This is a genomic window from Paracraurococcus lichenis (assembly GCF_030657435.1).
GTDB classification, from domain to species: domain Bacteria; phylum Pseudomonadota; class Alphaproteobacteria; order Acetobacterales; family Acetobacteraceae; genus Paracraurococcus; species Paracraurococcus lichenis.
Map to the genome: position 1 here is coordinate 126417 of NZ_JAUTWS010000010.1, position 24415 is coordinate 150831.

A 24415-nucleotide genomic window follows, 5' to 3' on the forward strand; every position below is an offset into this window, starting at 1 on the left:
ATGCTCTGGCCGCAACTGGCGCGCGGGCTGTTCGGCCGGCCGCTGACCGATCCCGCGCCCGTCGTCTCGGACGAGGTGGTGCGGGCCCTGGCGAAGCGGCTGGAGGAGACGGCGCGGGCGAGCCTCGGCCGCAGCCTCGCCATCCGGCAGGTGGATGCCGGGAGCTGCAATGGCTGCGAGCTCGAGATCAACGCGCTCAACAACGTGGTCTACGACCTCGAGCGCTTCGGGCTGCGCTTCGTCGCCTCTCCCCGCCATGCCGATGTGCTGCTGGTGACCGGCCCGCTGACGCGCAACATGAAGGAGGCGCTGCTGCGCACCCGCGCCTGCACGCCCGACCCCTGCTTCGTCGTCGCGGTCGGCGACTGCGCGGTGGATGGCGGCGTCTTCAAGGGCTCCTATGCGGTCGAAGGCGGCATCGGCGCCGCGCTGCGGGTCGACCTGGTGATCCCTGGCTGCCCGCCGACGCCGACGCAGATGCTGGAAGGCCTGCTGGCGCTGCTGGAGGCGCAAGCATCGCCCGCGAAGGGCGCCCCGCCGGCGGCCCGGAGCTAGAAGCGGTTGGATTTCTGCCGGAAGCGGTAGTCGCGCGTGAAATGCCGGCTGCCACTGCGGCTGTGGCTGCGGCCCGAGCCGCCGAAGCGGGCGCCGCCGCGCACCGGTTGCACGGTATCCGGGGGATCGGGCGGCTGCGGCCGCACCGCCGCCGCGGCATGGGCGGCCATGGGCGCGGCGGCGAGCAGGGCAGCGAGCAATGCGCGGCGCGACAGCATCCATGCGTCTCCCGGAACGGAGCCGCACCGAAACAGCTTCGCACGAGTCGCCGCAAGCGGAAAAGAAAGCGGGCCGGCCGGACGCATCCAGCCGGCCCGTTGGCTGCCTGTTGGGGCCGCCAGTCTGGCAACGGCTTGCCGGGAAATAGCCGTCACCGAACGCCGTCCGTCCGAACCCCTGCAGGGCATCAGGACGACATCCGAAGTCTCACCCAACACGGCTCAACGGAAGATGTGACGCCGCTTACAACGCGGCAATGCGGTGCCTCGTCTCGGATCCGCAGGTTGATGACGTGGAATGCTCGCGCACCGCTGCGTCATTGCGGCGCGAGCGTCGCTTCCACCGCCGCTGCCGTGGCGAAGAGCGCTGCATCCGCCATCGCCTCGCCGGTCAGCATCAGCCCCACCGGCGCCTCGCCCGGCCGATGGATCGGCAGGCTGATGCTGCAGCGGTCGAGGAAATTGCCGACCGCGGTGTTGCGCAGCAGCAGCAGGTTCACGCGGTTGTACTCCGCCTCCGGCTCCAGCGCGGGGATGGCGGGCGGGATGATCGGGCAGGTCGGCGTGACCACCGCGTCATAGGCGCCGGTGCGCGCGGCGATGGCGGCGATCAACCGGGCGCGATGCTGCGCCAGGTCGATGTAGTCGGCGGCCGACATGCGCTCGCCGCGGCGGATGCGGGCCAGGATGCGCGGGTCGTACTGCCCGCCCTTCGCCGCGATCAGGCCGCGATGCCAGGCCCAGGCCTCGCTGGCCGCGAAACCGCCGGTGGCGTTCACCACCGGCAGTTCGGCAAGCTCGGGGATGTCGAACAACTCGATCCGCGCGCCGGCGGCCGAGAGGCGGGCGAGCGCCCCCTGGAAGGCGCCGGCGACCGTGTCGTCCATGTCCTCGGTCAGGAAGGTGCCGCGGGGCAGGCCGAGGCGGAGCCCGGCGACGCCGCGCGGCGCGAGCGGCGCCGGGTTCTCCTCGCCGCTGATCACCGCGTCCAGCAGGTGGCAGCAGGCGACGCTGCGCGCGAGCGGCCCGACGGAATCGAGCGATGGCGAGAGCGGCAGCACGCCCTTGATGGGCACGCGCCGCGCCGTCGGCTTGTAGCCGACCACGCCGCACATCGCCGCCGGCACGCGGCAGGAGCCGCCGGTATCGGTGCCCAGGCCGCCGAAGCCCATATGGTCGGCGGCGGCGACCGCGGCGCCCGAGGAGGAGCCGCCCGGGATCCGCCCCGTCCTTCGGTCCCAGGGGCTCCGCGGCGTGCCGTAATGCGGGTTGATGCCGAGGCCGCTGAAGGCGAACTCGGTCATGTTGGTGCGACCGATGACGACGAAGCCCAGCCGCTTCAGCCGCGCGACCACCGGCGCGTCCGCGGCCGCCGGCGGCGCATCCTTTAGCGCGGCGGAGCCGGCCGGCGTCGGGTGGCCATGCTCGTCGAAGAGGTCCTTGATCGTGACGGGGATGCCGGCCCAGGGGCTCGGCGCGCGGCCGGCATGGCGCAGCGCGTCCATGGCGCGGGCCTGGGCGCGCGCGGCCTCGGCATGCACGGTGGTGAAGGCGCGTGCGCCCTCCCCGCCCGGATCGGCGATGCGGTCCAGCGCGGCATCGACCAGGCTGGCGGCGGAGATGCGGCCCGTGGCCAGGGCGGCGGCGGCGTCGGCGATGTGCTGCATGCGCCGATGCTGGCCGCGCCGCGGCCGGCGGGCAAGATGGCGTTACCCCGTGGGATCGTCGTCGTTGGCGGGCGGGAACTGCTCGATGCGCTCGACCGCCGCGGGGTACATCAGCGCGCCGAACATCCAGCCCTCGAGAAGCACGAAGCCCTCTTCCGTTTCGGATGCCGCGTCCGACCTGTCGTCGCTCATGTCGCAATTCCCCGGGGTGGTTCCACCGTGACAATGCCGAGGGTGGAGGCATGTTCCACCACTAGCGGGTTGTTCATCGGCTCTGCCATCTGCTATAGCAGTTGGACATGAGCGCCGCCGCACCGCACCCGGTCGCAAGGCTCGCCGAGGAGGATACGTTGTCGCTGGCCGAGCGGGCCTACCGCCGGCTGCGCGACGCCATCGTCCAGGGCGCCCTTCCCTCCGGCAGCCGCATCTCGGAACGCAGCCTGGCTGCATCGCTCGGCATTTCCGCCCAGCCGGTGCGGGAGGCGCTGCGGCGCCTGGAACAGGACGGCATGGTCGTCACCCTGCCCCGCCGCGGCACCGTCGTCGCCGATTTCGGGCCGGAGCGGCAGGCGGAGATGGGCCGCATCCGCGCCGCTCTCGAAGGCGCCGCCGCCGCGCTGACCGCCGGGCGCGCCGACGCGGAGGCGCTGGCCGCGCTCGCCGCGCAGCTTGCGGCCATGCGGGAGGCGACGGCGGCGGGGAAGCCGGACCTCGTCTCCGCGGCGAACGAGCGCTTCCACGGCCTGATCCATGAGGCGACGGGCAACGTCTTCCTCATCCGCTCACTCGCCGCGCTGCGGGCCTATGACCATTTCGGCCGGGTGCGGGCGCTGAACGCCACGCCGACCGAACTGCCCCGCGCGCTGGAGGAGCATGCCGGCATCCTCGCCGCGCTGCAGGCGCGCGACCCCGACTTGGCCGAGACCCGGATGCGCGCGCATGTGCTGCGCTCGCTCGAGGTCGGCGGCCTTCTGCCCACGACCTCGACAAGGAACCACGCCCCATGACCCTGCCGCTCGAGGGCGTCCGCAAGGCGCTCACCGGCATCTCCGGCATCCTGGTCACGCCCATGGATGCCGAGGACCGGATCGTCCCGCAGCGCCTCTCGCCCATCATCGCCCGCGCCGCCGCGGCCGGCGTCGATGCATTGACCGTGAACGGCAATACCGGGGAGTTCTACGGCCTCTCCTTCGCGGAAGCCGAGCGGATGCAGGCCGAGGTGCCGGCGCTGATCGAAGGGCGCACCGCCGTGGTGGCCGGCGTCGGCCGCAGCCTGGTCGAGGCCTGCGCGCTGGCCCGCCGCGCCAGGGCCGATGGCGCCGATGCCATCATGGTCCACCAGCCGCCCGATCCCTTCGTCGCGCCCCGCGGCGTCGTCGCCTATGTCGCCAGGGTCGCGGAGGCGGCGGGCCTGCCCGTGGTGCTCTACCTGCGCAACGACGGCATCGGCCTGCCGGCGATCGAGTCGCTGTGCCGGGTGCCCGGCGTCGTCGGCGTGAAATGGGCGACGCCGAACGTCATGGTGTTGGCCCAGGCCATCCGCCGCGCCGGGCCCGATGTCTCCTTCATCTGCGGCCTGGCCGAGCCCTGGGCGCCGCCCATGACGGCGCTCGGCGCGCAGGGCTTCACCTCCGGCCTGATCAATGTCGTGCCGGAGAAGTCGGTCGCCATCCTGCAGGCGCTGCGAGCCGGGGACTTCGCCCGCGCCAATGCCGGGATCGCGGCGATCCATGCCTTCGAGGCGCTGCGGTCCGAGGAGCAGAACGGCGCCAATGTCGCGGTGGTGAAGGCGGCGCTCACGCTCTCCGGCATCGATGTCGGCGCGGCGCGGGCGCCGGCCGCCTGGCCGCTGCCGCCCGGCTCGGCCGCCGCGTTGCGCGACCTGCTGGCCGGCTGGGGCCTGCTGCCGCGCGCGGCCGCGGAATAGGAACGGCGGAGGGTGCTTCCCGGCGCCCTCTGCCATCTGCTATGGCAGCGATAGATCACCCGGGCGGCGCAAGACCGCCTGGGCCGAGGAGGAGGCTTCCGATGACCGTGCTCACCCCGTCCCGCCGCGCCCTGCTGGCAGCGACACTGGCAACCCCCTGGATCGCCAACCGCGCCGCCGCCCAGGGCATCACGCTCCGCGCCGCCGACATCCACCCCGACGGCTACCCGACCATCGAGGGCGTGAAGTTCATGGGCAAGCTGGTCGAGGAGCGGACCGGCGGCCGCATCAGGATCCAGATGTTCCACTCCCGCCAGCTCGGCGAGGAGAAGGACACGCTGGAGCAGACCCGCTTCGGCGTCATCGACTTCACCCGCGTGAACACCGCGCCGCTGAACAACCTGGTGCCGGCGACCATCGCGCTCGGCCTGCCCTTCCTGTTCCGCGACACCGCCCACATGCACAAGGTGATGGACGGCCCGCTCGGCGAGGAGATCGGCCGCGACACCACCTCCTACGGCCTGGTCACCATGGCCTATTACGACAGCGGCGCGCGCAGCTTCTATACCAAGCCCCGCTCGGTGCAGGAGCCTGATGCGCTCAAGGGCCTGAAGATCCGCGTGCAGCAATCCGACATGTGGGTGGCCCTGATGCGCGCCTTCGGCGCCAATGCCACGCCGCTGCCCTTCGGGGAGGTCTATTCCGCGCTGCAGACCGGCGTGGTGGACGGCGCCGAGAACAACGAGCCGACCTACTTCACCTCCCGCCACTTCGAGGTGGCGAAGTTCTACACCCGGACGGAGCACAGCAACTCCCCCGAGATCCTGGCGATGAGCAAGCGCAGCTACGACAAGCTGGCCAAGCCCGACCAGGAAATCCTGCGCCAGGCGGCGAAGGAGAGCGTGCCGCATATGCGCAAGCTCTGGACCGCGATGGAGGAGGAGGCCCGCGCCAAGGTCGTCGCCGGCGGCGCGCAGATCCTGGACGCCGACAAGGCCGCCTACGAGAAGCTGTCCCAGCCGATCTACGACCAGTTCGTCAAGGACGCCAAGCTGAAGTCGCTGGTCGAGCGCATCCGGGCGGCCTGAGCGCCATGCAGGCCCTGCATCGCGGCGTCGGCGGCGCGCTGGCGCTGGTGGCGCGCGGCGCCATCCTGCTGGCGGGCATCGCCATGGTGGTCATGGTGCTGGTCGTCGCCTGGGGCGTCTTCGGCCGCTTCGTGCTGAACGACACCCCGGCCTGGGCCGAGGCCTCGGCGCTGCTGCTGCTCGCCTGGGTCATCCTGGGCGCGGCGGCGGCGGGCGTCCGCGAAGGCTTCCACATGGGCTTCGACACGCTGCGGGACGTGCTGCCCGCGCCGGTGACGCGGGTGTTCCAGGTCCTGTCGGACCTGGTGGTCACGCTATTCGGCGCGGCCATGGCCTGGTACGGCGCGGACCTCGCGCTCGAGGTCTGGGACGCGACGCTGCCGACGCTCGGCCTGCCGGGGACCGTCGAATACCTGCCGCTGGCACTGGGCGGCGTGCTGATCACGCTCTTCGGGCTGGAGAGGCTGCTGGCGCATGCCGTCACGGGGCACGCTCCCGCCGGCATGCCCGAGCACACGCTGCTGACCGACGCCTAAGCGAGGGAGGCTCTGCCTCCCTCGCGCTCCCACCGCCAAGGGCTTAAGGCCCTTGGATCCCAGGAGATTCCCCCTTGGAACTCACGGTACTCCTCGGCGGCTTCACGCTGCTGCTGCTCATCGGCACGCCGGTCGCCTTCGCGCTCGGCGGCGCGACGCTCGCCACCGTGCTCTACATGGACCTGCCGCCTGTCGTGGTGTTCCAGCAGCTTGCCTCCGGCATGAACGTCTTCTCCATGCTGGCCATCCCCTTCTTCGTCTTCGCCGGCGACCTGATGCTGCGCGGCCAGATCGCCGATCGGCTGGTGGCGCTGGCGGCCGCGATGGTGGGGCACCTCCGGGGCGGCCTCGGGCAGGTGAACATCGTGGCGGCGACGCTGTTCGGGGGCGTCAGCGGCTCGGCGGTCGCCGATGCCTCGGCGGTCGGCGGCGTGATGATCCCGCAGATGAAGGCGCGCGGCTATGCGCCGGACTATGCGGTGAACATCACGGCGAATGCGGCGCTGATCGACCTGCTGATCCCGCCGAGCCACAACATGATCCTCTACGTCATCGCCGCCGGTGGCGCGATCAGCGTGGCAGACCTCTTCACCGCCGGCATCATCCCCGGCATCCTGATGATGGCGACGCTGATGGTCGTCGCCTGGATCGTCGCCATCCGCCGCGGCTACCCGCGGGAGGCCTTCCCGGGCTGGGCCGCGCTGATCCGGCTGGCGGTCGCGGCGCTGCCCGGGCTGATGCTGATCGTCATCATCTTCGCCGGCGTGCGCAGCGGCATCTTCACCGCGACCGAGAGCGCCTGCGTCGCCGTGCTCTATGCCCTGCTGGTGACGGTCCTGGTCTATCGCAGCCTGAACTGGCGCGGCTTCACCGAGGCCGTGGGCGGCGCGGTGCGCACCACCGGCATGGTCATGCTGATCATCGGCACGGCAACCGCCTTCGGCTGGCTGATGGCCCTGCTGCAGGTGCCGGCGCAGACGGTGGCGCTGATGAAGGGCATCACCGAGGACCCGCTGCTCACCTTGCTGCTGATCAACGTCATCCTGTTGGTGCTTGGCACCTTCATGGACATGGCGCCGCTGATCATGATCGGCACGCCGATCTTCCTGCCGGTGGTCAAGGCGCTGGGGATGGACCCGGTGCAGTTCGGCGTGGTGCTGATCGTCAATCTCGGCATCGGGCTGATCACGCCCCCGGTCGGACCGGCGCTCTTCGTCGCCTGCGCCGTCGGCAAGGTCAGCATGTGGGATGCGACCAAGACCAGTGGCCCCTTCTACCTTGCCATGCTGATCGTGCTGGCCCTGGTCACCTACATCCCCGGCCTGTCCCTCTGGCTCCCCGCCCAGTTCCGCTGACTCAGGCCGGGGTCCGGGGGGGTCGCTCGACCCCCCGGCGGGGGTTCGGGGGCAGAGCCCCCGATATCTATTCGGCAGCGGCCTTCAGCGTTTGCGGCAAGGCACCTGGCGCATCCTGTCCGTGCCAGAGGCTGTGGATGAGGGTATCGGCCGCCTCCGCCCCGATCACTGGCGCACAGAGCTCGCGGAACTTCTCCGACAGTTCGGCATCGCTCAACGGCGAGTCCGGGTCGCCCTTCCGCGTCGGCTGGTAGCGGTAGAGCTGCCGCCCGTCGGCCAGGTCCACCCAGACCTTTGCGGCGCGCTTCGCCGGGTAGGCATCGGCAAGTTCCGGATCCAGCTCCACCGTCACCTTCGGCATGACAGCGCGGATCGCGGGGTTCGCCAGGTTCTCCGGCGCGAAGGCCGCGATGCGCACGCCGCCGAGGACCAGCAGCGCGCCCATGGTGAACTGGACGGAGAAGCGCGCCTCCTGCTCGGTCGTGATGCTCGGCCGGTCGCAGATGCTCTTCGTGGGCCCATAGCCGCCGACATGGATGCGGGTGACGTCTTCGGCGGTGAAGCCATTCTCCCGCTGCAGGTCGCGCACGGCATCCAGCGCGGCGAAGATATGGCCGCAGCAGCCGTGGTTCTTGAAGGTCATCTCGGTGATGCAGACCCGGCTGCCGAGGTCGGCGAGGGCCTTGTCCCACTTGCCCGTGTCCTCGCTGGTCGCGGCGGCGAAGCCCTTCGGCCCGTGCAGCGCATCCAGCGCGCCCGTCACCCCTGCCGCGGCGCCGATCGCCGCCAGGGCGCCGGCATCCGCGGCATGGCCGGGATGCAGGGGCTTCGACATGGAATCCGACAGGAAGGCCTGCTGGAGCCCGCCGGCGAAGGTCGCGGCGGTGGCGATCGCATGCCCGATCCTGTCCGCGTCGCAGCCGAGCGCGACCGCGGTCGCCACCGCGGCGCCGAAGGTCCCTACCGTCCCGGTGGTGTGCCAGTTCTTGTAGTGGCTCGGCTGCACCGCCATGCCGATTCGGCAGGAAACCTCGTAACCCGCCGTGATGGCGCGCAGCAGGTCCTCCATGGACCCGCCCTGCTGCTGCACGGCGGCGAGTGCCGGTGCAATCGTGGGGCAGCCCGGGTGGTAGCCGGCATCGCGGAAGATGTCGTCGAACTCGACGGTGTGGCTCGCCGTCGCGTTCAGCAGCGCGGCGTGCCGCAGCGGGCCGGGCTGGCCGTCCACGTAGCAGATGGACCGGCCAGGGCCCCGCTCCGCCGCCATGGCGGCGGCCAGCAGGGTCGCCGGCGGCTTGGAGAGCCCCGGCAGCAGCGCCGCGAACCAGTCGATCAGCGCCCGCCGGGCGTGGTGGGCGACCTCCGCCGGCAGCGGGCGGGTGCGCCAGGAGGCCGCGTGTTCCGCGAGGGTGAGAAGCGGGTTGTCCACCATGGGCGTCTCCTTGTTTGCCCGGCCGATTCACGGCCTCGGACCTGGCGCCGTCGGCGCCAGATCCTCCGCCGATCGGACGGGGCTACGCGTTGCCGCGCAGCACCTCCTTGTTGATGACCACGTCCTCGTCCAGCCGGTTCTCGAAGCAGGCCAGGATGCTATCGGCGCAGGAGAGGCCCATGCGCCGGAAGGACTGCTCCGTCGCCGCCGCCGAATGCGGCGTCAGCACCACGTTCGGCAGCTTGAGCAGCGGGTTGTCGGCCTTCGCCGGCTCCTCCCAGAAGACGTCGAGGCCTGCCGCCGCCAGATGGCCGTTCGCCAGGGCGGCGGCCAGCGGCTTCTCCTCCACCAGCGTGCCGCGGGCGGTGTTGATCAGCACCGCGCCGCGCTTCATGCCGGCGATGAACTCGCCGTTCACGAAGCCCCTCGTCTCCTTGTTGCTCGGCAGGTGGACGGTGACGATGTCGGCCGCGGCCAGTCCCGCATGCAGGTCCTTCACCGGGGTGAAGCCAGCGCCCTTGATGGTGTTCTGCGGCACATAGGGGTCGCGCACCAGGACGTTCATGCCGAAGGCGGCGCAGAGCCGCGCGACGCGCCCGCCGATGCGGCCGAAGCCCATGACCAGCACGGTCCGGCCCGCCAGGTCGAAGGTCGCCGGCACCGGCGGGGTGATCCATTCCAGCTTCCGCACCTTGGCATCGTAGGCCGCCGTGCCGCGGGCGATGTTCAGCATCAGCATCATGGCATGCTCGGCGACGGAGACCGCATTGGCGTCCGGCGTCACGGTCAGCGGGATGCCGCGCTCGGTCAGTGCCTCCACATCCACCGCGTCGTAGCCGACGCCGTGCCGCGCCACGATCCGCAGGTTCGGCGCGTGCTGCAGGAAGTCGCGGTCGATCCGCGTTGCCCGGACGATGATGGCGTCCGCCTTCGGCATGGCGCGGGCGATGGTCTCGGCATTCACCGGGTCCAGCACCTCCAGCGTCACGCCGGGGGCGTTCCGCAGCATGGCCAGCGCCTCCTCATGGACGGAGCGGAGGCAGACGACATGGGGCATGCTGTTCTTCCCTTGACCTAGTCGGCGAAGGCGCCGGAGACGCGGACGATCTCCGCCCAGCGCGGAATCTCGGCGCGGATGAAGTCGGCGAATTGCTCGGGCGTGCTCGGTGCGGGCTCGCTGCCCTGCTCCAGCAGGCGGCGGCGGACCTCCTCGCTGCGCAGCGCATCCTGGATGGTGTCGGAGAGCCGCACGATCGCCGCCGGCGGCGTGCCGGCCGGGGCGAGGATGCCGTTCCAGAGCGGGACCTCGAAGCCCGGCAGCGTCTCGGCCACCGTCGGCACCTCGGGCAGCAGCGGCGAGCGCTTGGCGGTCGTCACGGCCAGCGCGCGAAGTTGCCCGGCCTGCACCGCGCCGATCACTTCCACCATGGGGGAGGCGATCATCTGGATCTTGCCGGCGATCAGGTCGGTCGCCGCCGGCGCGCCGCCGCGGTAGGGCACATGGACCATGTCGAGGCCGGCGCGCGCCGCGAAGCTCGCGGAGGCCAGGTGCAGCGAGGTTCCGGCACCCGCGCTGCCATAGTTCAGCTTGCCCGGATTCGCCCTGGCATAGGCGATCAGCTCCGGGATGCTGCGCACCGGCAGCGCGGGGTTCACCACAATCAGGTTGGGGATGACCGCCACCTGCGACAGCGGCGCGAAGTCGCGCAAGGTGTCGAAGGCCAGCGACTTGTAGAGGGCGCGGTTGGCGGCGAGCGCGCTGCTGACGCCGAAGAGCAGCGTATGCCCGTCCGGCGCCGCGCGCGCCACCGCCTCGGCTGCGATGTTGCCGGCGGCGCCGGGGCGGTTCTCCACTACCACCGGCTGGCCCAGCCGTTCGCCCATCGCCTGCGCCACCAGCCGCGCCGTGACGTCGGAGCTGCCGCCGGCGGCGAAGCCGACGAGAAGGCGGACCGGCCGCTCCGGTGCCCATGCGCCCGATGTTCCCTGGGCACGGGCGGCGCGCGCCAGCGCCAGGCCGCCGACCGAGCCGAGCAGGAGCCGACGCCGCATCCCTTCTTCCCTCCCCTCCGGCTGGCCGGCGTTATCTCATTTCAGGTGCGCGTCCGGGCCCAGGATCGCCTCCCGCATGCGCGCCTGCAGGATGCTGGCCTCGCGCGGCGGCAGGACCAGCGGCAGGCTCGCCGCGTCGATCTTCACCTGGGCGAAGAGCGGCCCCCGCCCGGCACGGATGGCCTCGCGCAGCGCCAGCACCTCCGCCGGCGTCGTCACCTGCCGGCTGTCGGCGATGCCGGCGGCCCGCGCCATGCCGGCCAGGTCCACGCCATGGCGCGTCGCCGTCTCCTGCATCCCGGTCTCGCCGTAATGCTCGTTGTCCAGCACGACGATGGAGAGATTGCGGGGCTGCTTCGTGGCGATGGTGGCCAGCGATCCCACGCCCATCAGCATCTCGCCATCGCCGGTGACAACCAGCACGGGGCGCGCAGGCTGCGCCAGCGCCAGGCCGAGGCCCATCATAGCGGCGCCGCCCATGCCGCCCCAGAGCGGCAGGTTGCGCGCATCGTCGCCCGCCGCGGTGATGTCCCAGGCCGGGGCGCCAAGGCCGCCGATCGCCAGCAACTCGCCCCGGTCCTCGAGCAGCGCCCGCACCACGGAGCGCCGCTCCAGCCGCCCGCTCGGCGCCAGGTCTATGGTCATGGCCGTCACTTCCCGAATGTCTTGGCGCCGATCACGCGCTGGCCGATCAGCGTCGCGGTCGGGCGGTAGGTGTTGAAGGCAAGGCGCAGCGTGGCGTTGACGGTCGGCGCCACGTCCTCCGCCGCATCGGCGCGCTTCACCAGCGTGCCCATGGCCTCCAGCACCGCCTGGGTCGCATTGCCCATGGGCACCTGGAAGGGGTTGAACTCGCCATAGTCGCCCCGCATGGTCACGATCATCGGGCAGGGCGTGCGGTGCGCGATGGGCACCGAGAGCATGTTGATGCAGTTGCCGACGCCACTGGACTGCATCAGCAGCACGCCCTTCTCGCCGCCCAGCCAGGCGCCGAAGAGCATGGCGATGCCCTCTTCCTCGGTGGTCAGCGTCACCACCTTCATGTCGTTGTCGGCGAGGCACCGCTTGATCAGGCGGGAATGGCCGGCATCCGGGACCAGGGCGACCTGGCGGATGTCGTGTTCCTTCAACAGGGCAAAGATCTGGTCGGGCCAGTCCGTGGCCGCGTCCGGCGCGCTTGACATACGTTTCCCCTCGGTGGCCGGCGCCGGCATCCGGACTGGACGCCGGCGCCGCGGCCGGGCATTGGCGAGCGGGCCGCGCACCGGGCTGGCCGGCGCGGTCCGCGTCCCCGCGACCATCCCGCGCCCCGCCGCCTCTGGCAAGGCCCGCCCCGGGCGCGTCCATGCCGGGCTTGACCGGCGTGGGCGGGATTTCCAAGGCTGGCGCATCGGCCCGGCGAGGGCGGCAGAGGAGGCTGGGATGGGCTTCGCGCAGGTGGTGGGCGGGACGCGCTACGTCTTCCCCGATCTCCGCACCCTGCTGGCCCGCGCGACCCCGCTCCGCTCGGGCGACCTGCTGGCGGGCGTCGCGGCCGGCAGCGCGCAGGAACGTGTGGCGGCGCAGCGCGCGCTCGCCGACCTGCCGCTGCGGCACTTCCTGACGGAGGCGGTGATCCCCTACGAGGCGGACGAGGTCACCCGCCTGATCCAGGACCGCCACGACGCCGCTGCCTTCGCGCCGGTCGCGCATCTGACCGTCGGCGGCTTCCGGGACTGGGCGCTGTCCGAGGCCGCCACGCCCGAAGCCCTGGCGGCGCTCGCCCCCGGCCTGACGCCCGAGATGGCGGCGGGACTCGCCAAGATCTGCCGGCTGCAGGACCTGGTGGCGATCGCCGCGAAATGCCGGGTGACCACGCGCTTCCGCAACACCCTCGGCCTGCCCGGCCGGCTCTCCATCCGGCTGCAGCCGAACGACCCGGTGGACGACCCGCGCGGCGTCGCCGCCGCCATCCTGGACGGGCTGCTGCTCGGCGCCGGCGATGCGGTGATCGGCGTGAACCCGGCGACCGACAATATCGAGAACACGGTGCGCCTGCTGGAGCTGCTGGACGCGGTGCGGGACCGCTACGCCATCCCGACCCAGACCTGCGTCCTGGCGCATGTCACCACGTCACTGCTGGCCATCGAGCGCGGCGCGCCGGTCGATCTCGTCTTCCAGTCCATAGGCGGGACGGAGGGGGTGAACCGCAGCTTCGGCATCTCGCTCGACCTGCTGCGGGAGGCGCGGGAGGCCGCCCTCTCGCTCCGGCGCGGCACGCTTGGAGACAACCTGATGTATTTCGAGACCGGGCAGGGCAGCGCCCTCTCGGCCGAGGCGCATCATGGCTGCGACCAGCAGACGATCGAGGCGCGGGCCTATGCCGTCGCGCGGGAATATTCGCCGCTGCTGGTGAACTCCGTGGTCGGCTTCATCGGGCCGGAATACCTGTTCGACGGCAAGCAGATCACCCGGGCGGGGCTGGAGGACCATCTCTGCGGCAAGCTGCTCGGCCTGCCGATGGGGGTGGATGTCTGCTACACCAACCATGCCGAGGCCGACCAGGACGACATGGACGCGCTGCTGACGCTGCTCGGCGTCGCCGGCGTCACCTATGTCATGGGCGTGCCGGGGGCGGATGACGTGATGCTGGCCTATCAGAGCACCTCCTTCCATGACGGGCTCTACTTGCGGGCGGCCCTCGGCAAGCGGCCGGCGCCGGAATTCGAGGCCTGGATGGAGCGCATGGGCATCGAGGCCGCGAGCGGCGCGGGCGAGCTGCCCGGGCGCATGGCTCCGGCGCTGGTGGGCCTCTCGTGACGCCGCCGGAGGACGCGGCCCTGGCGCCGGCCGAAGGCACGCGCCCGGCGGGCAGCGCGCCGGCGCGCTGGGCGGAGCTGCGCCGCTTCACCGCCGCCCGGGTCGCGCTCGGCCGCGCGGGCAACGGCCTGCCCACGGCCGCGCATCTCGATTTCCAGGAAGCCCATGCGCAGGCACGGGATGCGGTGCAGTCCACCCTCGACCATCCGGCGCTCGGCGCGGCGCTCGCCCCGCTCGGCCTGCCGGTGGTGCGGGTGGCGAGCCAGGCGCCGGACCGGCGGAGCTTCCTCCTCCGCCCCGATCTCGGCCGGCGGCTGCGGCCGGAGGATCTGGCGGGCCTGCCCGCGGCGCCGGGCGCCTTCGTCTTCGTCGTCGCCGACGGGCTCTGCGCCACCGGCGTGCAGCGCCAGGCGCCGGCGGTGATCGCCGCCGCGCTGCCCCTGCTGCGCCGGGCGGGGCTGGAGGTCGGGCCGGTCATCCTCGCCGACCAGGCCCGGGTGGCGCTGGGCGACGAGATCGGCGGGGCCATGGGCGCCGTCATGCTGGCCATGCTGATTGGGGAACGACCGGGGCTCACCGCCCTGGACAGCCTCGGCCTCTACCTCACCGGCAATCCGCGCCGCGGCCGGACGGATGCGGAGCGCAACTGCATTTCCAACATCCGGCCCGGCGGCCTCTCCGCGGCACAGGCGGCGGAGAAGCTGGCCTGGCTGGCGGCAGCCGCCCTGCGGCTGGGCGAGACGGGCGTGGCGCTGAAGGACGAGCAGCCCTCCGCGCCGCCGCTGCCGCCATGATGATCCCGGTCACGCCGCGCATCAGCCTGGAGGAGAGCGAGCTGCAGGAGGAGTTCCTGCGCAGCTCGGGCGCCGGCGGCCAGAACATCCAGAAGGTGGAGACCGCGGTCCAGCTGCGCTTCGACGTCGCCCGCAGCCCGAACCTGCCGGAGCCGGTGCGAGAGAGGCTGCTGCGACTCGGCGGGCGGCGGGTGACGAAGGAGGGGGTGCTGGTCATCACCGCCCAGCGCCACCGGACGCAGGAGCGCAACCGGGAGGATGCGCGGGAGCGCCTCTTCGCCCTGATCCGCGAGGCGGCGACCCCGCCCCCGCCGCCGCGGCGGCCGACCCGGCCGACCCTCGGGTCGAAGGTCCGCCGGCTGGAGGGCAAGACGAAGCGCGGCGATGTCAAGCGCCTGCGCGGGAAGCCTGTCACGGACTGATGACAGAGAGCCGGGGCGCGACTCCCGGAGGCTGTGCCGGGCCGCCTGCCTGTGCGTCCGGCGATGTGGCCCTCCGCGGCGGCTCGCCGCCGGGCCACCGCGCCCCCCGCTCGAACGTCAATCGGACTGGACGTCAGTTTAGATTGACACCCGCCGAAGCCGGACCAAAATACCCCTCCGAGAAAAGCCTGCTCCAAGGGGGGTCCGTGGACGTGATCGGCGGCTGCCAGACGCGGCAGGGCGACAGAGGCGGCAGGGCATGCTGATCCAGCCCGCCGGCCCGGCTTCGGGCGCGACCCCGATCCGGGTCGCCATCGTCACCATGGACAGCCATTTCGGCGGCGCCGTCACCGCCGCGCGGCAGCAGTTGCGCCGCAGCCTCCCGGGCCTCGACCTCGTCATGCATGCGGCGGACGAGTTCGCCGCCGATCCCGCGGCGCTGCGCCACTGCCTCGACGACATCGCCCGGGCCGACATCCTGATCGTCGGCATGCTCTTCCTCGAGGACCATATCCGCCTGGTCGCGCCGGCGCTGGCCGCGCGGCGGGAGCAGTGCGACGCCATCGCCTGCTGCCTCTCGGCGCCGGAGATCATGCGCCTGACGCGCCTCGGCAAGTTCAGCATGGCGGGCGAGGCCAAGGGCATCGTCGGCCTGCTGAAGCGGCTGCGCGGCAAGTCGAAGGGCGCGGGGGCCAGCGGCAAGGGCCAGATGAAGATGCTGCGGGAGTTGCCGAAGCTCCTGCGCTTCATCCCCGGCACGGCGCAGGACCTGCGCGCCTATTTCCTGACGCTGCAATACTGGCTGGCCGGCTCCTCGGACAACCTGGCGAACATGGTGGCGCTGCTGGTCAGCCGCTATGCCGCCGGGCCCCGCGCGGCGCTGGCCGGTGCGGTGACCGCGGCGCCGCCCATCGAGTATCCGGAGGTCGGCCTCTACCACCCCCACATGCCGGGGCGCGTGGGGGAGGACCCGGCCGCCCTGCCCCGCCCCGGCAGCGCCGGCACGGTCGGGCTGATCCTGCTGCGCGCCTATGTGCTGGCGAACAACGCCCGGCACTACGACGGCATGATCGCGGCGCTGGAGGCGCGCGGGCTGAACGTGGTGCCGGTCTTCGCCTCCGGCCTCGACGCCAGGCCGGCGATGGAGCGGTTCTTCCTGCGGGACGGCGTGCCCTGCGTGGACGCGGTGCTGTCGCTGACCGGCTTCAGCCTAGTCGGCGGCCCCGCCTACAACGACGCGCAGGCGGCCGAGGAAGCGCTGGCGCGCCTCGACGTGCCCTACGTCACCGCGCATCCGCTGGAATTCCAGACCATGCGGCAGTGGCAGGCGGACCGCCGCGGCCTGCTGCCGGTGGAGGCGACCATGATGGTCGCGATCCCGGAACTCGACGGCGGCATCTGGCCCATGACCTTCGGCGGCCGCTGCGGCGCCTCCGACATCCCGAAGGAGCGCTGCCCCGGCTGCGACGGCGTCGACTGCGCCCGCGACATGGTGCCGCACCCCGAGCGCGCCGGGATGCTGGCGGCGCGCGTCGCGCGGCTGGTGGCGCTGCGGCGCAGCGCGCGGGCGGAGCGCAGGGTCGCCTGCGTGCTGTTCAACTTCCCGCCCAATGCCGGCACGACGGGCACCGCCGCCTATCTCGGCGTCTTCGCCTCCCTGCACAACACGCTGAAGGCGATGCAGGCCGCCGGCTATAGCGTGGAGGTGCCGCCGGACGCCGACACGCTGCGGGAGATGGTGATCAACGGCAACCGGGAACGCTTCGGCACCACGGCGAATGTCGCGGCGCGGGTCAGCGCCGAGGACCAGCTTCGCCGCACGCCCTGGCTGGCCGAGATCGAGCGGAGCTGGGGCCCGGCGCCGGGCAAGGTGCAGAGCGACGGGCGGAACATCTTCGTCCTCGGCGTCCAGCTCGGGAATGTCTTCGTCGGCGTGCAGCCCGGCTTCGGCTACGAGGGCGACCCGATGCGCCTGCTCTTCGAGCACGGCTTCGCCCCGACCCATGCCTTCGCCGCCTTCTACCGCTGGATCCGCGAGGAATTCGGCGCCCATGCCGTGCTGCATTTCGGCACCCATGGTGCGCTGGAATTCATGCCGGGCAAGCAGGCGGGAATGTCCGGGGAGTGCTGGCCGGACCGGCTGATCGCCGACCTGCCCAATCTCTACCTCTATGCCTCCAACAACCCGTCCGAGGGGATGCTGGCCAAGCGCCGCGCCGGCGCCACGCTGATCAGCTACCTGACCCCGCCGGTCGCCGCGGCCGGCCTCTATCGCGGGCTGCTGGACCTGAAGGCCAGCATCGACCGCTGGCGGAGCCTGGAGCCGGAGGCGGATATCGGGCAGCGCGCCGCCCTCGCCGGGCTGATCCAGGCGCAGGCGACCGAGGTGAACCTGGCGCAGGCCGAGCCGGTCTGGGGCGAGGATGCCGAGGCGGCGATCGCGGCGCTCGGCCGCGCGCTGCTGGAGCTGGAATACACCCTGATCCCGCATGGGCTGCATGTGGTGGGCGAACCGCCGGATGCGGCGCAGCGGGCCGAGATGCTGGACGCGGCCGGCGTCGCCGACCCGGAGGCGCGGGCGCGCTACGACGCGCTGCTCGGCGAGGACCACGAGATCCCCGGCATCCTGCGGGCGCTGGACGGCCGCTACATCCGGCCGGCGCCGGGCGGGGATCTGCTGCGCAGCCTCGACGTGCTGCCGACGGGGCGCAACCTGCACGGCTTCGACCCCTTCAAGCTGCCCAGCGCCTTCGCGGTGCAGGACGGCGCCCGGCAGGCGCAACGGCTGCTGGACCGGCACATGGCCGAGGGCAACGGGCTGCCGGAGACGGTGGCCATGGTGCTCTGGGGCACCGACAACCTGAAGACCGAGGGCGGACCGATCGCCCAGGCGCTGGCACTGATGGGCGCGGCGCCGCGCTACGACAGCTACGGGCGGCTGGCCGGCGCCGCACTGATTCCGCTGGAGGTGCTGGGGCGGCCGCGGATCGACGTGGTGGTGACGCTCTCCGGCATCTTCCGGGACCTCCTGCCGCTGCAGATGAAGCTGCTGGCCGAGGCGGCCCTGCTGGCGGCGAGCGCCGAGGAGCCCGACTCACAAAACTTCCTCCGCGCCCATGCCCTGGCGCATATGGCGCAGCATGGCGGCAGCCTCGAGCAGGCGGCGCTGCGCGTCTTCTGCAATGCCGACGGCACCTATGGCGCGCATGTCAATGCGCTGGTCGGCGAGGGCGCCTGGAACGACGAGGACGAACTGGCGGAGGCCTTCGTCAAGCGCAAGGGCTTCGCCTATGGCGTGGACGGCCGGCCGGCGCGGCAGGACGCGGTGCTCGCCGCCGTGCTGCGGACGGTGGAGGTGACCTACCAGAACCTCGACAGCATCGAGGTCGGCGTGACCACCGTGGACCACTATTTCGACACGCTGGGTGGGATCAGCCGCGCCGTGCGGCGCGCCCGCGGCGGCCGCGCCGCCAGCACCTATATCGGCGACCAGACCCGCGGCGACGGCGTGGTGCGCACGATCTCCGAGCAGGTCGCGCTGGAGACGCGGACGCGCGCGCTGAATCCGAAGTGGTACGAGGCGCTGCTGAAGCACGGCTTCGAGGGCGTGCGCGAGATCGAGGCGCATGTGACCAATACCATGGGCTGGTCCGCGACCACGGGTGACGTCCAGCCTTGGGTGTATGAGAAACTCGCGGAAACCTTCGTGCTGGACCCGGAGATGCGGGACCGCATGGCGAAGCTGAACCCGACCGCCTCCGCCAAGATCGCCAACCGGCTGATCGAGGCGCAGGAACGGAACTACTGGTCGCCGGATGCCAACATGCTCGACCGCCTGCGCCGCGCGGGCGAGGAGCTGGAAGACCGGCTGGAGGGCGTCAGCGCCGCCGCCTGATACCGGGCGGCAGACGTCTTGACGTCTGCCGCCCGGTATCGCGCGCAGGGTTGGCGTGGCGGCTGCGCGCCGAACGACAAATCATACCGGTCAGCATCTATGCTGGCCGGTATGACGGGAGAGGGACGATGCCGACCGCCACCTATGCGGACCGCCGCGAGCAGCTCGAGCACTATTTCGACCGCACGGCGGTCGAGGCCTGGAAGCGCCTGACCTCCGACGCGCCGGTCAGCGGCATCCGCGCCACGGTGCGCGAGGGGCGCGACCGGATGCGCGCCACGCTGCTGGACTGGCTGCCGCGCGACCTCGCGGGACGGCGCATTCTCGATGCCGGCTGCGGCACCGGGGCGCTGGCGGTGGAGGCGGCGCGGCGTGGCGCGCATGTGGTGGCCATCGACCTCTCGCCCAACCTGGTCGGGCTGGCGCAGGAGAGGATCGGGCGCGACCACGGCCATGGCCGGATCGAGTTCCGCGTCGGCGACATGTTCGACCCTGCCCTGGGCCATTTCGACCATGTCGTCGGCATGGACAGCCTGATCCACTACCGGCCGGCCGATGTGGTGCGGGTGCTGGCGGGCCTCGCCGGCCGCACCGGCCAATCCATGCTCTTCACCTTCGCGCCGAGCAGCGCCTTCCTGCAGGCCTTCCTCGCGGTCGGGCGGCTGGTGCCGCGCGGCGACCGCAGCCCGGCCATCGTGCCGGTGGCGGAGAGGACCCTGCGGCGGCGGATCGAGGCGGAGCCGGCGCTCGCGGGCTGGCGCACCGCGCGCACGCAGCGCGTCGCGCGGGGCTTCTATACCTCCCAGGCGCTGGAGGTGCTGCGGGGGCATTGATACAGGCCTGCGGACGTCGTGACGTCTGCAGGCCGGTATCGCGCGCAGGGTTGGCGTGGCGGCTGCGCGCCAATCATGAAGCCATGCCGGGCAGCATTCATGCTGGCCGGTATGACGCCCCCGCCGAGGCGCGTCAGATCTTGCCCTGCACGCCCTCGACGAACCAGTTCATCGACAGGATCTCCGGATCCGTCAGCGCCTTGCCGGCCGGCACCTTCACCGCGCCCGCCTGGTCCTTCAGCGGGCCGCCGAAGACCACCAGCCTGCCGGACTTGATCTCCTCGGCCTTGGCGTTCACCTCCGCCAGCAGCGGCGCCGGCAGGGCGGGGTTGAACTTCGAGAGCTTGACCATCCCGCTCGCCATGCCGCCCCAGACATCGCCGCTGGTCCAGGTGCCGGCGATCGCCTTCTTCACCCGGTCGATGTAGTAGTCGTCCCAGTGCATCTCGACCGCCGTCGTGTGGGTCTTCGGCGCGTATTTCAGCATGTCGCTGTCATAGCCGCTGCACCACACGCCCTTCTCCTCCGCGGCCTGGACCACGGCGGTGCTGTCGGTGTGCTGCGTCAGGTAGTCGGCGCCCTGCGCCACCAGCGTGTCGGCCGCCGCGCGCTCCTTGCCCGGATCGAACCAGGAGGAGGTGAAGATCACCTTGATCGTGGCGTTCGGGTTGACGCTGCGGGCGCCGAGCAGGACGGCATTGATGCCCTGGATCACCTCCGGGATCGGGAAGGCCGCGACATAGCCGATGATGCCGGATTTGGAGAGGCGGCCGGCGATGAGGCCCGTGAGGTAGCGCGGCTCGTAGTAGCGGGCGGAATAGGTCGCCAGGTTGGTGGCGCGCTTGTAGCCCGTCGCGTGCTCGAAGCGGATCTTCGGGAAGGCCTTGGCGACCTTCTCGGTCGGGTTCATGTAGCCGAAGCTGGTGGTGAAGATGAGCTGGTTGCCGTCCTGCGCCATGCGGCGGATGACGCGCTCGGCATCCGCGCCCTCGGGCACGTTCTCGACATAGCTGGTCTTCACCGCGGCGCCCAGCGCGGCATCCACGGCGCGGCGGCCGAGCTCGTGCTGGTAGGTCCAGCCGGCATCGCCGATCGGCGAGACATAGAGGAAGCCGACCTTGTAAGGGTCGGCCGCCGCGGCGCCACGGGCGAGCGCGGCGGCGCCGATCAGCGCCGGCGCGGCGAGGAGGGAACGTCGGTGGAGCGTCATAGGCGTGGTCCCAATTGACGGTTCGGGGTTTCAGCCGGCGGCGGTGAAGGGCTTGCCCAGCGCCGCCGGGGCATTGAGCTTGAGCCGCGTCGCATCGCGGGAGATCAGCACCAGCACCACCACGGTGGCGAGGTAGGGCAGCATCGAGAGCAGGTGCGGCGAGACATCGAGGCCGAAGGCGCCGGCATGGAATTGCGCGATCGTGACGAAGCCGAAGAGCACGGCGCCGAGCGCCAGCCAGGCCGGCTTCCAGGCGGAGAAGACCACCAGCGCCAGGGCGATCCAGCCGCGCCCCGCCACCATGTTCTCGGTCCACATCGGCGTATAGACCAGGGAGAGATAGGCGCCGCCGAGGCCGCTCATCGCGCCGCCGAACAGCACCGCGGCATAGCGCACGCGCAGCACGGAATAGCCGAGTGCATGCGCGACGTCGTGGCTCTCGCCGACCGCGCGCAGCACCAGCCCGCGCCGGCTGCGGTAGAGGAAGAGGGAGACCAGCACCGGCACCGCCACGGCCAGCCAGACCACGGGATCGAGCAGCATGAACTGCTGCGTCACCGGATCGGCCGCATCCAGGCCCGGCCAGAGGACGGTGGCAAGGCCGGTGATGGGCGTCCCCTGGTAGGGCAGGCCGATCAGCGCCGAGAGGCCGATGCCGAAGATGGTGAGCGCCAGGCCGCAGGCCACCTGGTTCGCCCGCAGGGTCAGGGTCAGCACGCCGAAGAGCAACGCCATGACGAGGCCCGCCAGCGCCGCGACCAGCAGGCCGAGCGTCGGGCTGCCCGTGCCGGCGGCGGCGATGAAGCCGGCGGCCGCGCCGACCAGCATCATCCCCTCGACGCCGAGGTTCAGCACCCCGGCGCGCTCCGCTACCAGTTCCCCGAAGCCGGCCAGCAGCAGCGGCGTCGCGGCGCGGATGGTGGCGACCAGCAGGGCCAGGATGGCGAAGCCGTCAGCCATGCCGCGCCTCCCCGATCACCAGCCGCTGGTCCACGAAGACATCGGTCGCCAGCAGGAAGAAGAGCAGCATGCCCTGGATGGTCCCGGTGGCCGCGATGGGGAGCTGCATGGAGACCTGCAACTGCTCCCCGCCGAGGTAGAGCAGCGCCATCAGCAGCGACGCAAGCAGGATGCCGAAGGGGTTCAGCCGCCCGAGGAAGGCGACGATGATGGCGGCGAAGCCATAGCCCGGCGACATCAGCGGCTGCAGTTGCCCGACCGGCCCCGCCGCCTCGCAGACGCCGGCAAGGCCGGCCAGCGCGCCCGAGAGCACCAGGCTGAACCAGACCGCGCCCTCGGCGGAGAAGCCGGCATAGCGCGCCGCGGCCGGGGCCTGCCCCACGGTGCGCAGGCGGAAGCCGGTGACGGTGCGGCTCAGCAACAGCCAGGCCAGCGGGACGGAGAGCAGCGCCAGCAGGAAGCCCGCATTCAGCCGCGAGCCCTCGATCAGCACCGGCAGCAGCGCATCCTCGTCGAACATCTTCGTTTGGGGGAAATTGAAGCCTTCAGGATCGATCCAGGGGCCGTGGACGAGCCAGCCGAGGAATTGGATCGCCACGTAGCTCAGCATCAGCGTCGTCAGGATCTCATGCGCGTTGCAGCGGGTCTTCAGCAGCGCGGGGATGGCGGCCCAGGCGCCGCCGCCCGCGGCACCCGCCAGCAGCATCAGCGGCAGGGTCCACCAGTGCCCCTCCCCGCCGAAGGCGAGCGCCACGCCGCCGCCAGCGATGGCGCCCATGGTGAGCTGCCCCTCGGCGCCGATGTTCCAGACCTGCGCGCGCACGCCGACTGCGATGCCGATGGCGCAGAGCAGCAGCGGGGTCGCCTTCAGCCCCAGCTCGGTCAGGCCGTCCAGCGTCGAGAGCGGCTCGAGGAACAGCGTGCCGAGCGCCACCAACGGGTCGTAGCCCAGCAGGGCAAAGACCACGCCGCCCCCGGCCGCCGCCAGCAGCGCCGCCAGCACCGGGGAGAGCCAGAGCATGGCGCGCGAGGGCTCCGGCCGCGCCTCAAGCCGCAGGCGCATGCGCCACCTGTTCCGCGCCGCCCATCAGCAGGCCGATCGCCTCCACGCTGGTCTCCCCCACCGGCACCGGCGGGGAGAGGCGGCCGCCGCTCAGCACCGCGATGCGGTCGGCGATCTCCAGCAACTCGTCGAGGTCCTCGCTCACCACCAGCACGCCGGCGCCTCCCGCCGCCAGGTCGATCAGCGCCTGCCGGATGGCCAGCGCGGCGCCGATATCGACGCCCCAGGTCGGATGCGCCGCCAGCAGCACGCGCGGGCCGGCATCGATCTCCCGCCCCACGATGAATTTCTGCATGTTGCCGCCCGAAAGGCTGCGGCCCTGCGCCGCGGTGCCGGAACAGCGCACGCCGTAGCGTTGGATCAGCCGCGCCGCGAGGGCGGCGACCGTCTTGAGGTCGATCAGCCCGCGCGGCGCCGTCGTGTCGTCCACGCGCGTCAGCAGCGCGTTCTCGGCCAGGGAATACTCGGCGACGGCGCCGCGGCCCAGCCGCTCCTCCGGGATGAAATGCAGGCCCCTGGCGCGCCGCTCCGCCGGGCCGAACCCGCCGATCGGCCGGTCGTCCAGCAGGATGCTGCCGGCGGGCGCGCGCCGCTCCCCTGCGAGGGCCGCCAGCAACTCCTTCTGGCCATTGCCCGCGACACCGGCGATGCCGAGGATCTCGCCGGCCCGCAATTCGAAGGCGATCCCGCGCAGGGCGGTGCCGAAGGGCTCGTCGCTCGGCAGGGTCAGGCGGTCCACCACCAAGCTGGGCGGCCCGGCCTCCCGCGCCGCGGGGCGGCTGGTATGGGTCAGGCCGCCGCCGATCATCATCTCGGCCAGGGACTCGGCGGTCTCGATCCGCGGGTCGCGGCGCGCCACCACCTGCCCCGCCCGCAGCACCGTCGCGGCGGTGCAGAGGGCGCGGATTTCTTCGAGCTTGTGGCTGATGTAGAGGACCGAGCAGCCCTCCGCGGCCAGCCGGCGCAGCATGACGAAGAGGCCGTCCGCCTCCTGCGGCGTCAGCACACTGGTCGGCTCGTCCATGATCAGCAGCTTCGGCCGCTGCAGCAGGCAGCGCAGGATCTCCACGCGCTGGCGCTCGCCGACCGAGAGGTGGTGGACGTGCCGCCCCGGCTCCACCGCCAGCCCGTATTGCGCCGCGACCGCGCGGATCTCGGCGGTCAGCTCCGCCAGCGGCCTGGTGCTGCCGAGGCCAAGGGCGATGTTCTCGGCGACCGTCAGCGTCTCGAAGAGCGAGAAGTGCTGGAAGACCATGCCGATGCCCAGGCGCCGGGCGGCATTCGGGTCGGGGATGGCGACCGGCTCGCCTTCCCAGGCGATCTCGCCCGCATCGGGCTTCACCACGCCATAGACGATCTTCATCAGCGTGGACTTGCCGGCGCCGTTCTCGCCGAGCAGGGCGTGGATCTCGCCGGCGGCGACGCTCAGCGTGACGTCGTTGTTCGCCAGCATGCTGCCGTAGCGCTTGACGATGCCCGTCAGCGCCAGCCGCGGCGGCAGGACCTGCTGATGCATCAGCGGCATCCGATCCGGCATGCCGCCGGAACCGGCTCAAGACCCTCGCAGTCGCGCAATCGCGAGCCCTCCTGCCGCTCAGGTTGCAGCAAT

The 24415-nt window shown here is 71.9% G+C and carries 23 protein-coding genes; 11 read left to right on the forward strand and 12 right to left on the reverse strand.

Annotated features, from left to right (window positions below; genetic code table 11):
* Window positions 1–555: an NADH-quinone oxidoreductase subunit B family protein gene (locus tag Q7A36_RS12740; RefSeq protein WP_305104137.1), complete on the forward strand. Its 555-nt coding sequence runs from the start codon at window positions 1–3 to the stop codon at window positions 553–555.
* Here the strand turns inward: Q7A36_RS12740 and Q7A36_RS12745 are convergent.
* From Q7A36_RS12745 to Q7A36_RS12755, 3 genes are all read right to left on the reverse strand, one after another.
* Window positions 552–773 carry a hypothetical protein gene (locus Q7A36_RS12745; RefSeq protein WP_305104077.1) on the reverse strand — a complete coding sequence of 74 codons (222 nt, stop codon included), beginning with the start codon at window positions 771–773 and terminating at the stop codon, window positions 552–554. The two genes, Q7A36_RS12740 and Q7A36_RS12745, sit on opposite strands and share 4 nt — an antisense overlap.
* Window positions 774–1090: 317 nt before the next feature.
* Window positions 1091–2440, reverse strand: a complete 1350-nt coding sequence (locus Q7A36_RS12750) for an amidase (protein WP_305104078.1) — start codon at window positions 2438–2440, stop codon at window positions 1091–1093.
* Between the two features lie 42 nt (window positions 2441–2482).
* Window positions 2483–2632 (reverse strand): hypothetical protein, encoded by a 150-nt coding sequence (locus Q7A36_RS12755; RefSeq protein WP_305104079.1) that lies wholly within the window; start codon window positions 2630–2632, stop codon window positions 2483–2485.
* A gap of 107 nt (window positions 2633–2739) precedes the next feature.
* Here Q7A36_RS12755 and Q7A36_RS12760 point away from each other — a divergent pair, with 107 nt between their 5' ends.
* The 5 genes from Q7A36_RS12760 to Q7A36_RS12780 all read left to right on the forward strand — a co-directional run bounded on the left by Q7A36_RS12760 (window position 2740) and on the right by Q7A36_RS12780 (window position 7346).
* Complete coding sequence (locus tag Q7A36_RS12760) at window positions 2740–3447, forward strand: GntR family transcriptional regulator (RefSeq protein ID WP_305104080.1); 708 nt, start codon at window positions 2740–2742, stop codon at window positions 3445–3447.
* The gene (locus Q7A36_RS12765; protein ID WP_305104081.1) at window positions 3444–4367 is read left to right on the forward strand and encodes a dihydrodipicolinate synthase family protein; all 924 of its coding nucleotides are present in this window, start codon (window positions 3444–3446) and stop codon (window positions 4365–4367) included. The genes Q7A36_RS12760 and Q7A36_RS12765 overlap by 4 nt, the downstream gene beginning before the upstream one ends.
* Window positions 4368–4468: 101 nt before the next feature.
* Window positions 4469–5455, forward strand: a complete 987-nt coding sequence (locus Q7A36_RS12770; protein ID WP_305104082.1) for a TRAP transporter substrate-binding protein — start codon at window positions 4469–4471, stop codon at window positions 5453–5455.
* Between the two features lie 5 nt (window positions 5456–5460).
* On the forward strand, window positions 5461–5991 hold the full coding sequence (locus tag Q7A36_RS12775) for a TRAP transporter small permease (RefSeq protein WP_305104083.1): 531 nt from the start codon (window positions 5461–5463) through the stop codon (window positions 5989–5991).
* 74 nt (window positions 5992–6065) lie between these two features.
* The gene (locus Q7A36_RS12780) at window positions 6066–7346 is read left to right on the forward strand and encodes a TRAP transporter large permease (protein ID WP_305104084.1); all 1281 of its coding nucleotides are present in this window, start codon (window positions 6066–6068) and stop codon (window positions 7344–7346) included.
* Window positions 7347–7413: 67 nt separating this feature from the next.
* Here the strand turns inward: Q7A36_RS12780 and Q7A36_RS12785 are convergent, their stop codons facing one another.
* The 5 genes from Q7A36_RS12785 to Q7A36_RS12805 all read right to left on the reverse strand — a co-directional run bounded on the left by Q7A36_RS12785 (window position 7414) and on the right by Q7A36_RS12805 (window position 12014).
* Window positions 7414–8778: an MmgE/PrpD family protein gene (locus Q7A36_RS12785; protein ID WP_305104085.1), complete on the reverse strand. Its 1365-nt coding sequence runs from the start codon at window positions 8776–8778 to the stop codon at window positions 7414–7416.
* 82 nt (window positions 8779–8860) lie between these two features.
* Window positions 8861–9835 (reverse strand): hydroxyacid dehydrogenase, encoded by a 975-nt coding sequence (locus Q7A36_RS12790; protein ID WP_305104086.1) that lies wholly within the window; start codon window positions 9833–9835, stop codon window positions 8861–8863.
* A gap of 17 nt (window positions 9836–9852) precedes the next feature.
* Window positions 9853–10830 (reverse strand): Bug family tripartite tricarboxylate transporter substrate binding protein, encoded by a 978-nt coding sequence (locus tag Q7A36_RS12795; RefSeq protein WP_305104087.1) that lies wholly within the window; start codon window positions 10828–10830, stop codon window positions 9853–9855.
* A gap of 36 nt (window positions 10831–10866) precedes the next feature.
* Window positions 10867–11475 carry a thiamine pyrophosphate-dependent enzyme gene (locus tag Q7A36_RS12800; protein ID WP_305104088.1) on the reverse strand — a complete coding sequence of 203 codons (609 nt, stop codon included), beginning with the start codon at window positions 11473–11475 and terminating at the stop codon, window positions 10867–10869.
* A 5-nt stretch (window positions 11476–11480) separates the two neighbouring features.
* Window positions 11481–12014: a phosphonopyruvate decarboxylase gene (locus Q7A36_RS12805; protein WP_305104089.1), complete on the reverse strand. Its 534-nt coding sequence runs from the start codon at window positions 12012–12014 to the stop codon at window positions 11481–11483.
* Window positions 12015–12252: 238 nt separating this feature from the next.
* On the opposite strand from Q7A36_RS12805, the gene Q7A36_RS12810 reads away from it, so the two are divergent.
* The 5 genes from Q7A36_RS12810 to bchM all read left to right on the forward strand — a co-directional run bounded on the left by Q7A36_RS12810 (window position 12253) and on the right by bchM (window position 19573).
* Window positions 12253–13629, forward strand: coding sequence for an ethanolamine ammonia-lyase subunit EutB (locus Q7A36_RS12810; RefSeq protein ID WP_305104090.1), 1377 nt, complete (start codon window positions 12253–12255; stop codon window positions 13627–13629).
* Window positions 13626–14423, forward strand: coding sequence for an ethanolamine ammonia-lyase subunit EutC (gene eutC / locus Q7A36_RS12815; RefSeq protein ID WP_305104091.1), 798 nt, complete (start codon window positions 13626–13628; stop codon window positions 14421–14423). Before Q7A36_RS12810 ends, eutC begins: the two co-directional genes overlap by 4 nt.
* Window positions 14420–14845 (forward strand): alternative ribosome rescue aminoacyl-tRNA hydrolase ArfB, encoded by a 426-nt coding sequence (gene arfB / locus Q7A36_RS12820; RefSeq protein WP_456306792.1) that lies wholly within the window; start codon window positions 14420–14422, stop codon window positions 14843–14845. Before eutC ends, arfB begins: the two co-directional genes overlap by 4 nt.
* A gap of 259 nt (window positions 14846–15104) precedes the next feature.
* On the forward strand, window positions 15105–18740 hold the full coding sequence (locus Q7A36_RS12825) for a magnesium chelatase subunit H (protein WP_305104092.1): 3636 nt from the start codon (window positions 15105–15107) through the stop codon (window positions 18738–18740).
* Between the two features lie 128 nt (window positions 18741–18868).
* Window positions 18869–19573, forward strand: a complete 705-nt coding sequence (gene bchM, locus Q7A36_RS12830) for a magnesium protoporphyrin IX methyltransferase (RefSeq protein ID WP_305104093.1) — start codon at window positions 18869–18871, stop codon at window positions 19571–19573.
* 133 nt (window positions 19574–19706) lie between these two features.
* On the opposite strand, the gene Q7A36_RS12835 is transcribed toward bchM, so the two are convergent.
* The 4 genes from Q7A36_RS12835 to Q7A36_RS12850 are packed head-to-tail and all read right to left on the reverse strand — an operon-like array spanning window position 19707 to window position 24322.
* Window positions 19707–20783, reverse strand: coding sequence for a BMP family ABC transporter substrate-binding protein (locus tag Q7A36_RS12835; RefSeq protein ID WP_305104094.1), 1077 nt, complete (start codon window positions 20781–20783; stop codon window positions 19707–19709).
* A 30-nt stretch (window positions 20784–20813) separates the two neighbouring features.
* Window positions 20814–21743 carry an ABC transporter permease gene (locus Q7A36_RS12840; protein WP_305104095.1) on the reverse strand — a complete coding sequence of 310 codons (930 nt, stop codon included), beginning with the start codon at window positions 21741–21743 and terminating at the stop codon, window positions 20814–20816.
* The gene (locus Q7A36_RS12845; protein WP_305104096.1) at window positions 21736–22806 is read right to left on the reverse strand and encodes an ABC transporter permease; all 1071 of its coding nucleotides are present in this window, start codon (window positions 22804–22806) and stop codon (window positions 21736–21738) included. Before Q7A36_RS12845 ends, Q7A36_RS12840 begins: the two co-directional genes overlap by 8 nt.
* Window positions 22790–24322, reverse strand: coding sequence for an ABC transporter ATP-binding protein (locus Q7A36_RS12850; RefSeq protein ID WP_305104097.1), 1533 nt, complete (start codon window positions 24320–24322; stop codon window positions 22790–22792). The genes Q7A36_RS12845 and Q7A36_RS12850 overlap by 17 nt, the downstream gene beginning before the upstream one ends.
* Between the last annotated feature and the right edge of the window lie 93 nt (window positions 24323–24415).

Coding starts and splice junctions, on each gene's coding strand:
- Q7A36_RS12745 (WP_305104077.1), bottom strand. CDS start 773: ATGCTGTCGCGCCGCGCATTGCTCGCTGCCCTGCTCGCCGCCGCGCCC.
- Q7A36_RS12840 (WP_305104095.1), bottom strand. CDS start 21,743: ATGGCTGACGGCTTCGCCATCCTGGCCCTGCTGGTCGCCACCATCCGC.
- Q7A36_RS12845 (WP_305104096.1), bottom strand. CDS start 22,806: ATGCGCCTGCGGCTTGAGGCGCGGCCGGAGCCCTCGCGCGCCATGCTC.
- Q7A36_RS12765 (WP_305104081.1), top strand. CDS start 3,444: ATGACCCTGCCGCTCGAGGGCGTCCGCAAGGCGCTCACCGGCATCTCC.
- Q7A36_RS12790 (WP_305104086.1), bottom strand. CDS start 9,835: ATGCCCCATGTCGTCTGCCTCCGCTCCGTCCATGAGGAGGCGCTGGCC.
- arfB (WP_456306792.1), top strand. CDS start 14,420: ATGATGATCCCGGTCACGCCGCGCATCAGCCTGGAGGAGAGCGAGCTG.
- Q7A36_RS12810 (WP_305104090.1), top strand. CDS start 12,253: ATGGGCTTCGCGCAGGTGGTGGGCGGGACGCGCTACGTCTTCCCCGAT.
- Q7A36_RS12825 (WP_305104092.1), top strand. CDS start 15,105: ATGCTGATCCAGCCCGCCGGCCCGGCTTCGGGCGCGACCCCGATCCGG.
- Q7A36_RS12740 (WP_305104137.1), top strand. CDS start 1: ATGCTCTGGCCGCAACTGGCGCGCGGGCTGTTCGGCCGGCCGCTGACC.
- Q7A36_RS12800 (WP_305104088.1), bottom strand. CDS start 11,475: ATGACCATAGACCTGGCGCCGAGCGGGCGGCTGGAGCGGCGCTCCGTG.
- Q7A36_RS12760 (WP_305104080.1), top strand. CDS start 2,740: ATGAGCGCCGCCGCACCGCACCCGGTCGCAAGGCTCGCCGAGGAGGAT.
- bchM (WP_305104093.1), top strand. CDS start 18,869: ATGCCGACCGCCACCTATGCGGACCGCCGCGAGCAGCTCGAGCACTAT.
- Q7A36_RS12785 (WP_305104085.1), bottom strand. CDS start 8,778: ATGGTGGACAACCCGCTTCTCACCCTCGCGGAACACGCGGCCTCCTGG.
- Q7A36_RS12850 (WP_305104097.1), bottom strand. CDS start 24,322: ATGCATCAGCAGGTCCTGCCGCCGCGGCTGGCGCTGACGGGCATCGTC.
- Q7A36_RS12755 (WP_305104079.1), bottom strand. CDS start 2,632: ATGAGCGACGACAGGTCGGACGCGGCATCCGAAACGGAAGAGGGCTTC.
- Q7A36_RS12805 (WP_305104089.1), bottom strand. CDS start 12,014: ATGTCAAGCGCGCCGGACGCGGCCACGGACTGGCCCGACCAGATCTTT.
- Q7A36_RS12835 (WP_305104094.1), bottom strand. CDS start 20,783: ATGACGCTCCACCGACGTTCCCTCCTCGCCGCGCCGGCGCTGATCGGC.
- Q7A36_RS12750 (WP_305104078.1), bottom strand. CDS start 2,440: ATGCAGCACATCGCCGACGCCGCCGCCGCCCTGGCCACGGGCCGCATC.
- Q7A36_RS12775 (WP_305104083.1), top strand. CDS start 5,461: ATGCAGGCCCTGCATCGCGGCGTCGGCGGCGCGCTGGCGCTGGTGGCG.
- Q7A36_RS12795 (WP_305104087.1), bottom strand. CDS start 10,830: ATGCGGCGTCGGCTCCTGCTCGGCTCGGTCGGCGGCCTGGCGCTGGCG.
- Q7A36_RS12770 (WP_305104082.1), top strand. CDS start 4,469: ATGACCGTGCTCACCCCGTCCCGCCGCGCCCTGCTGGCAGCGACACTG.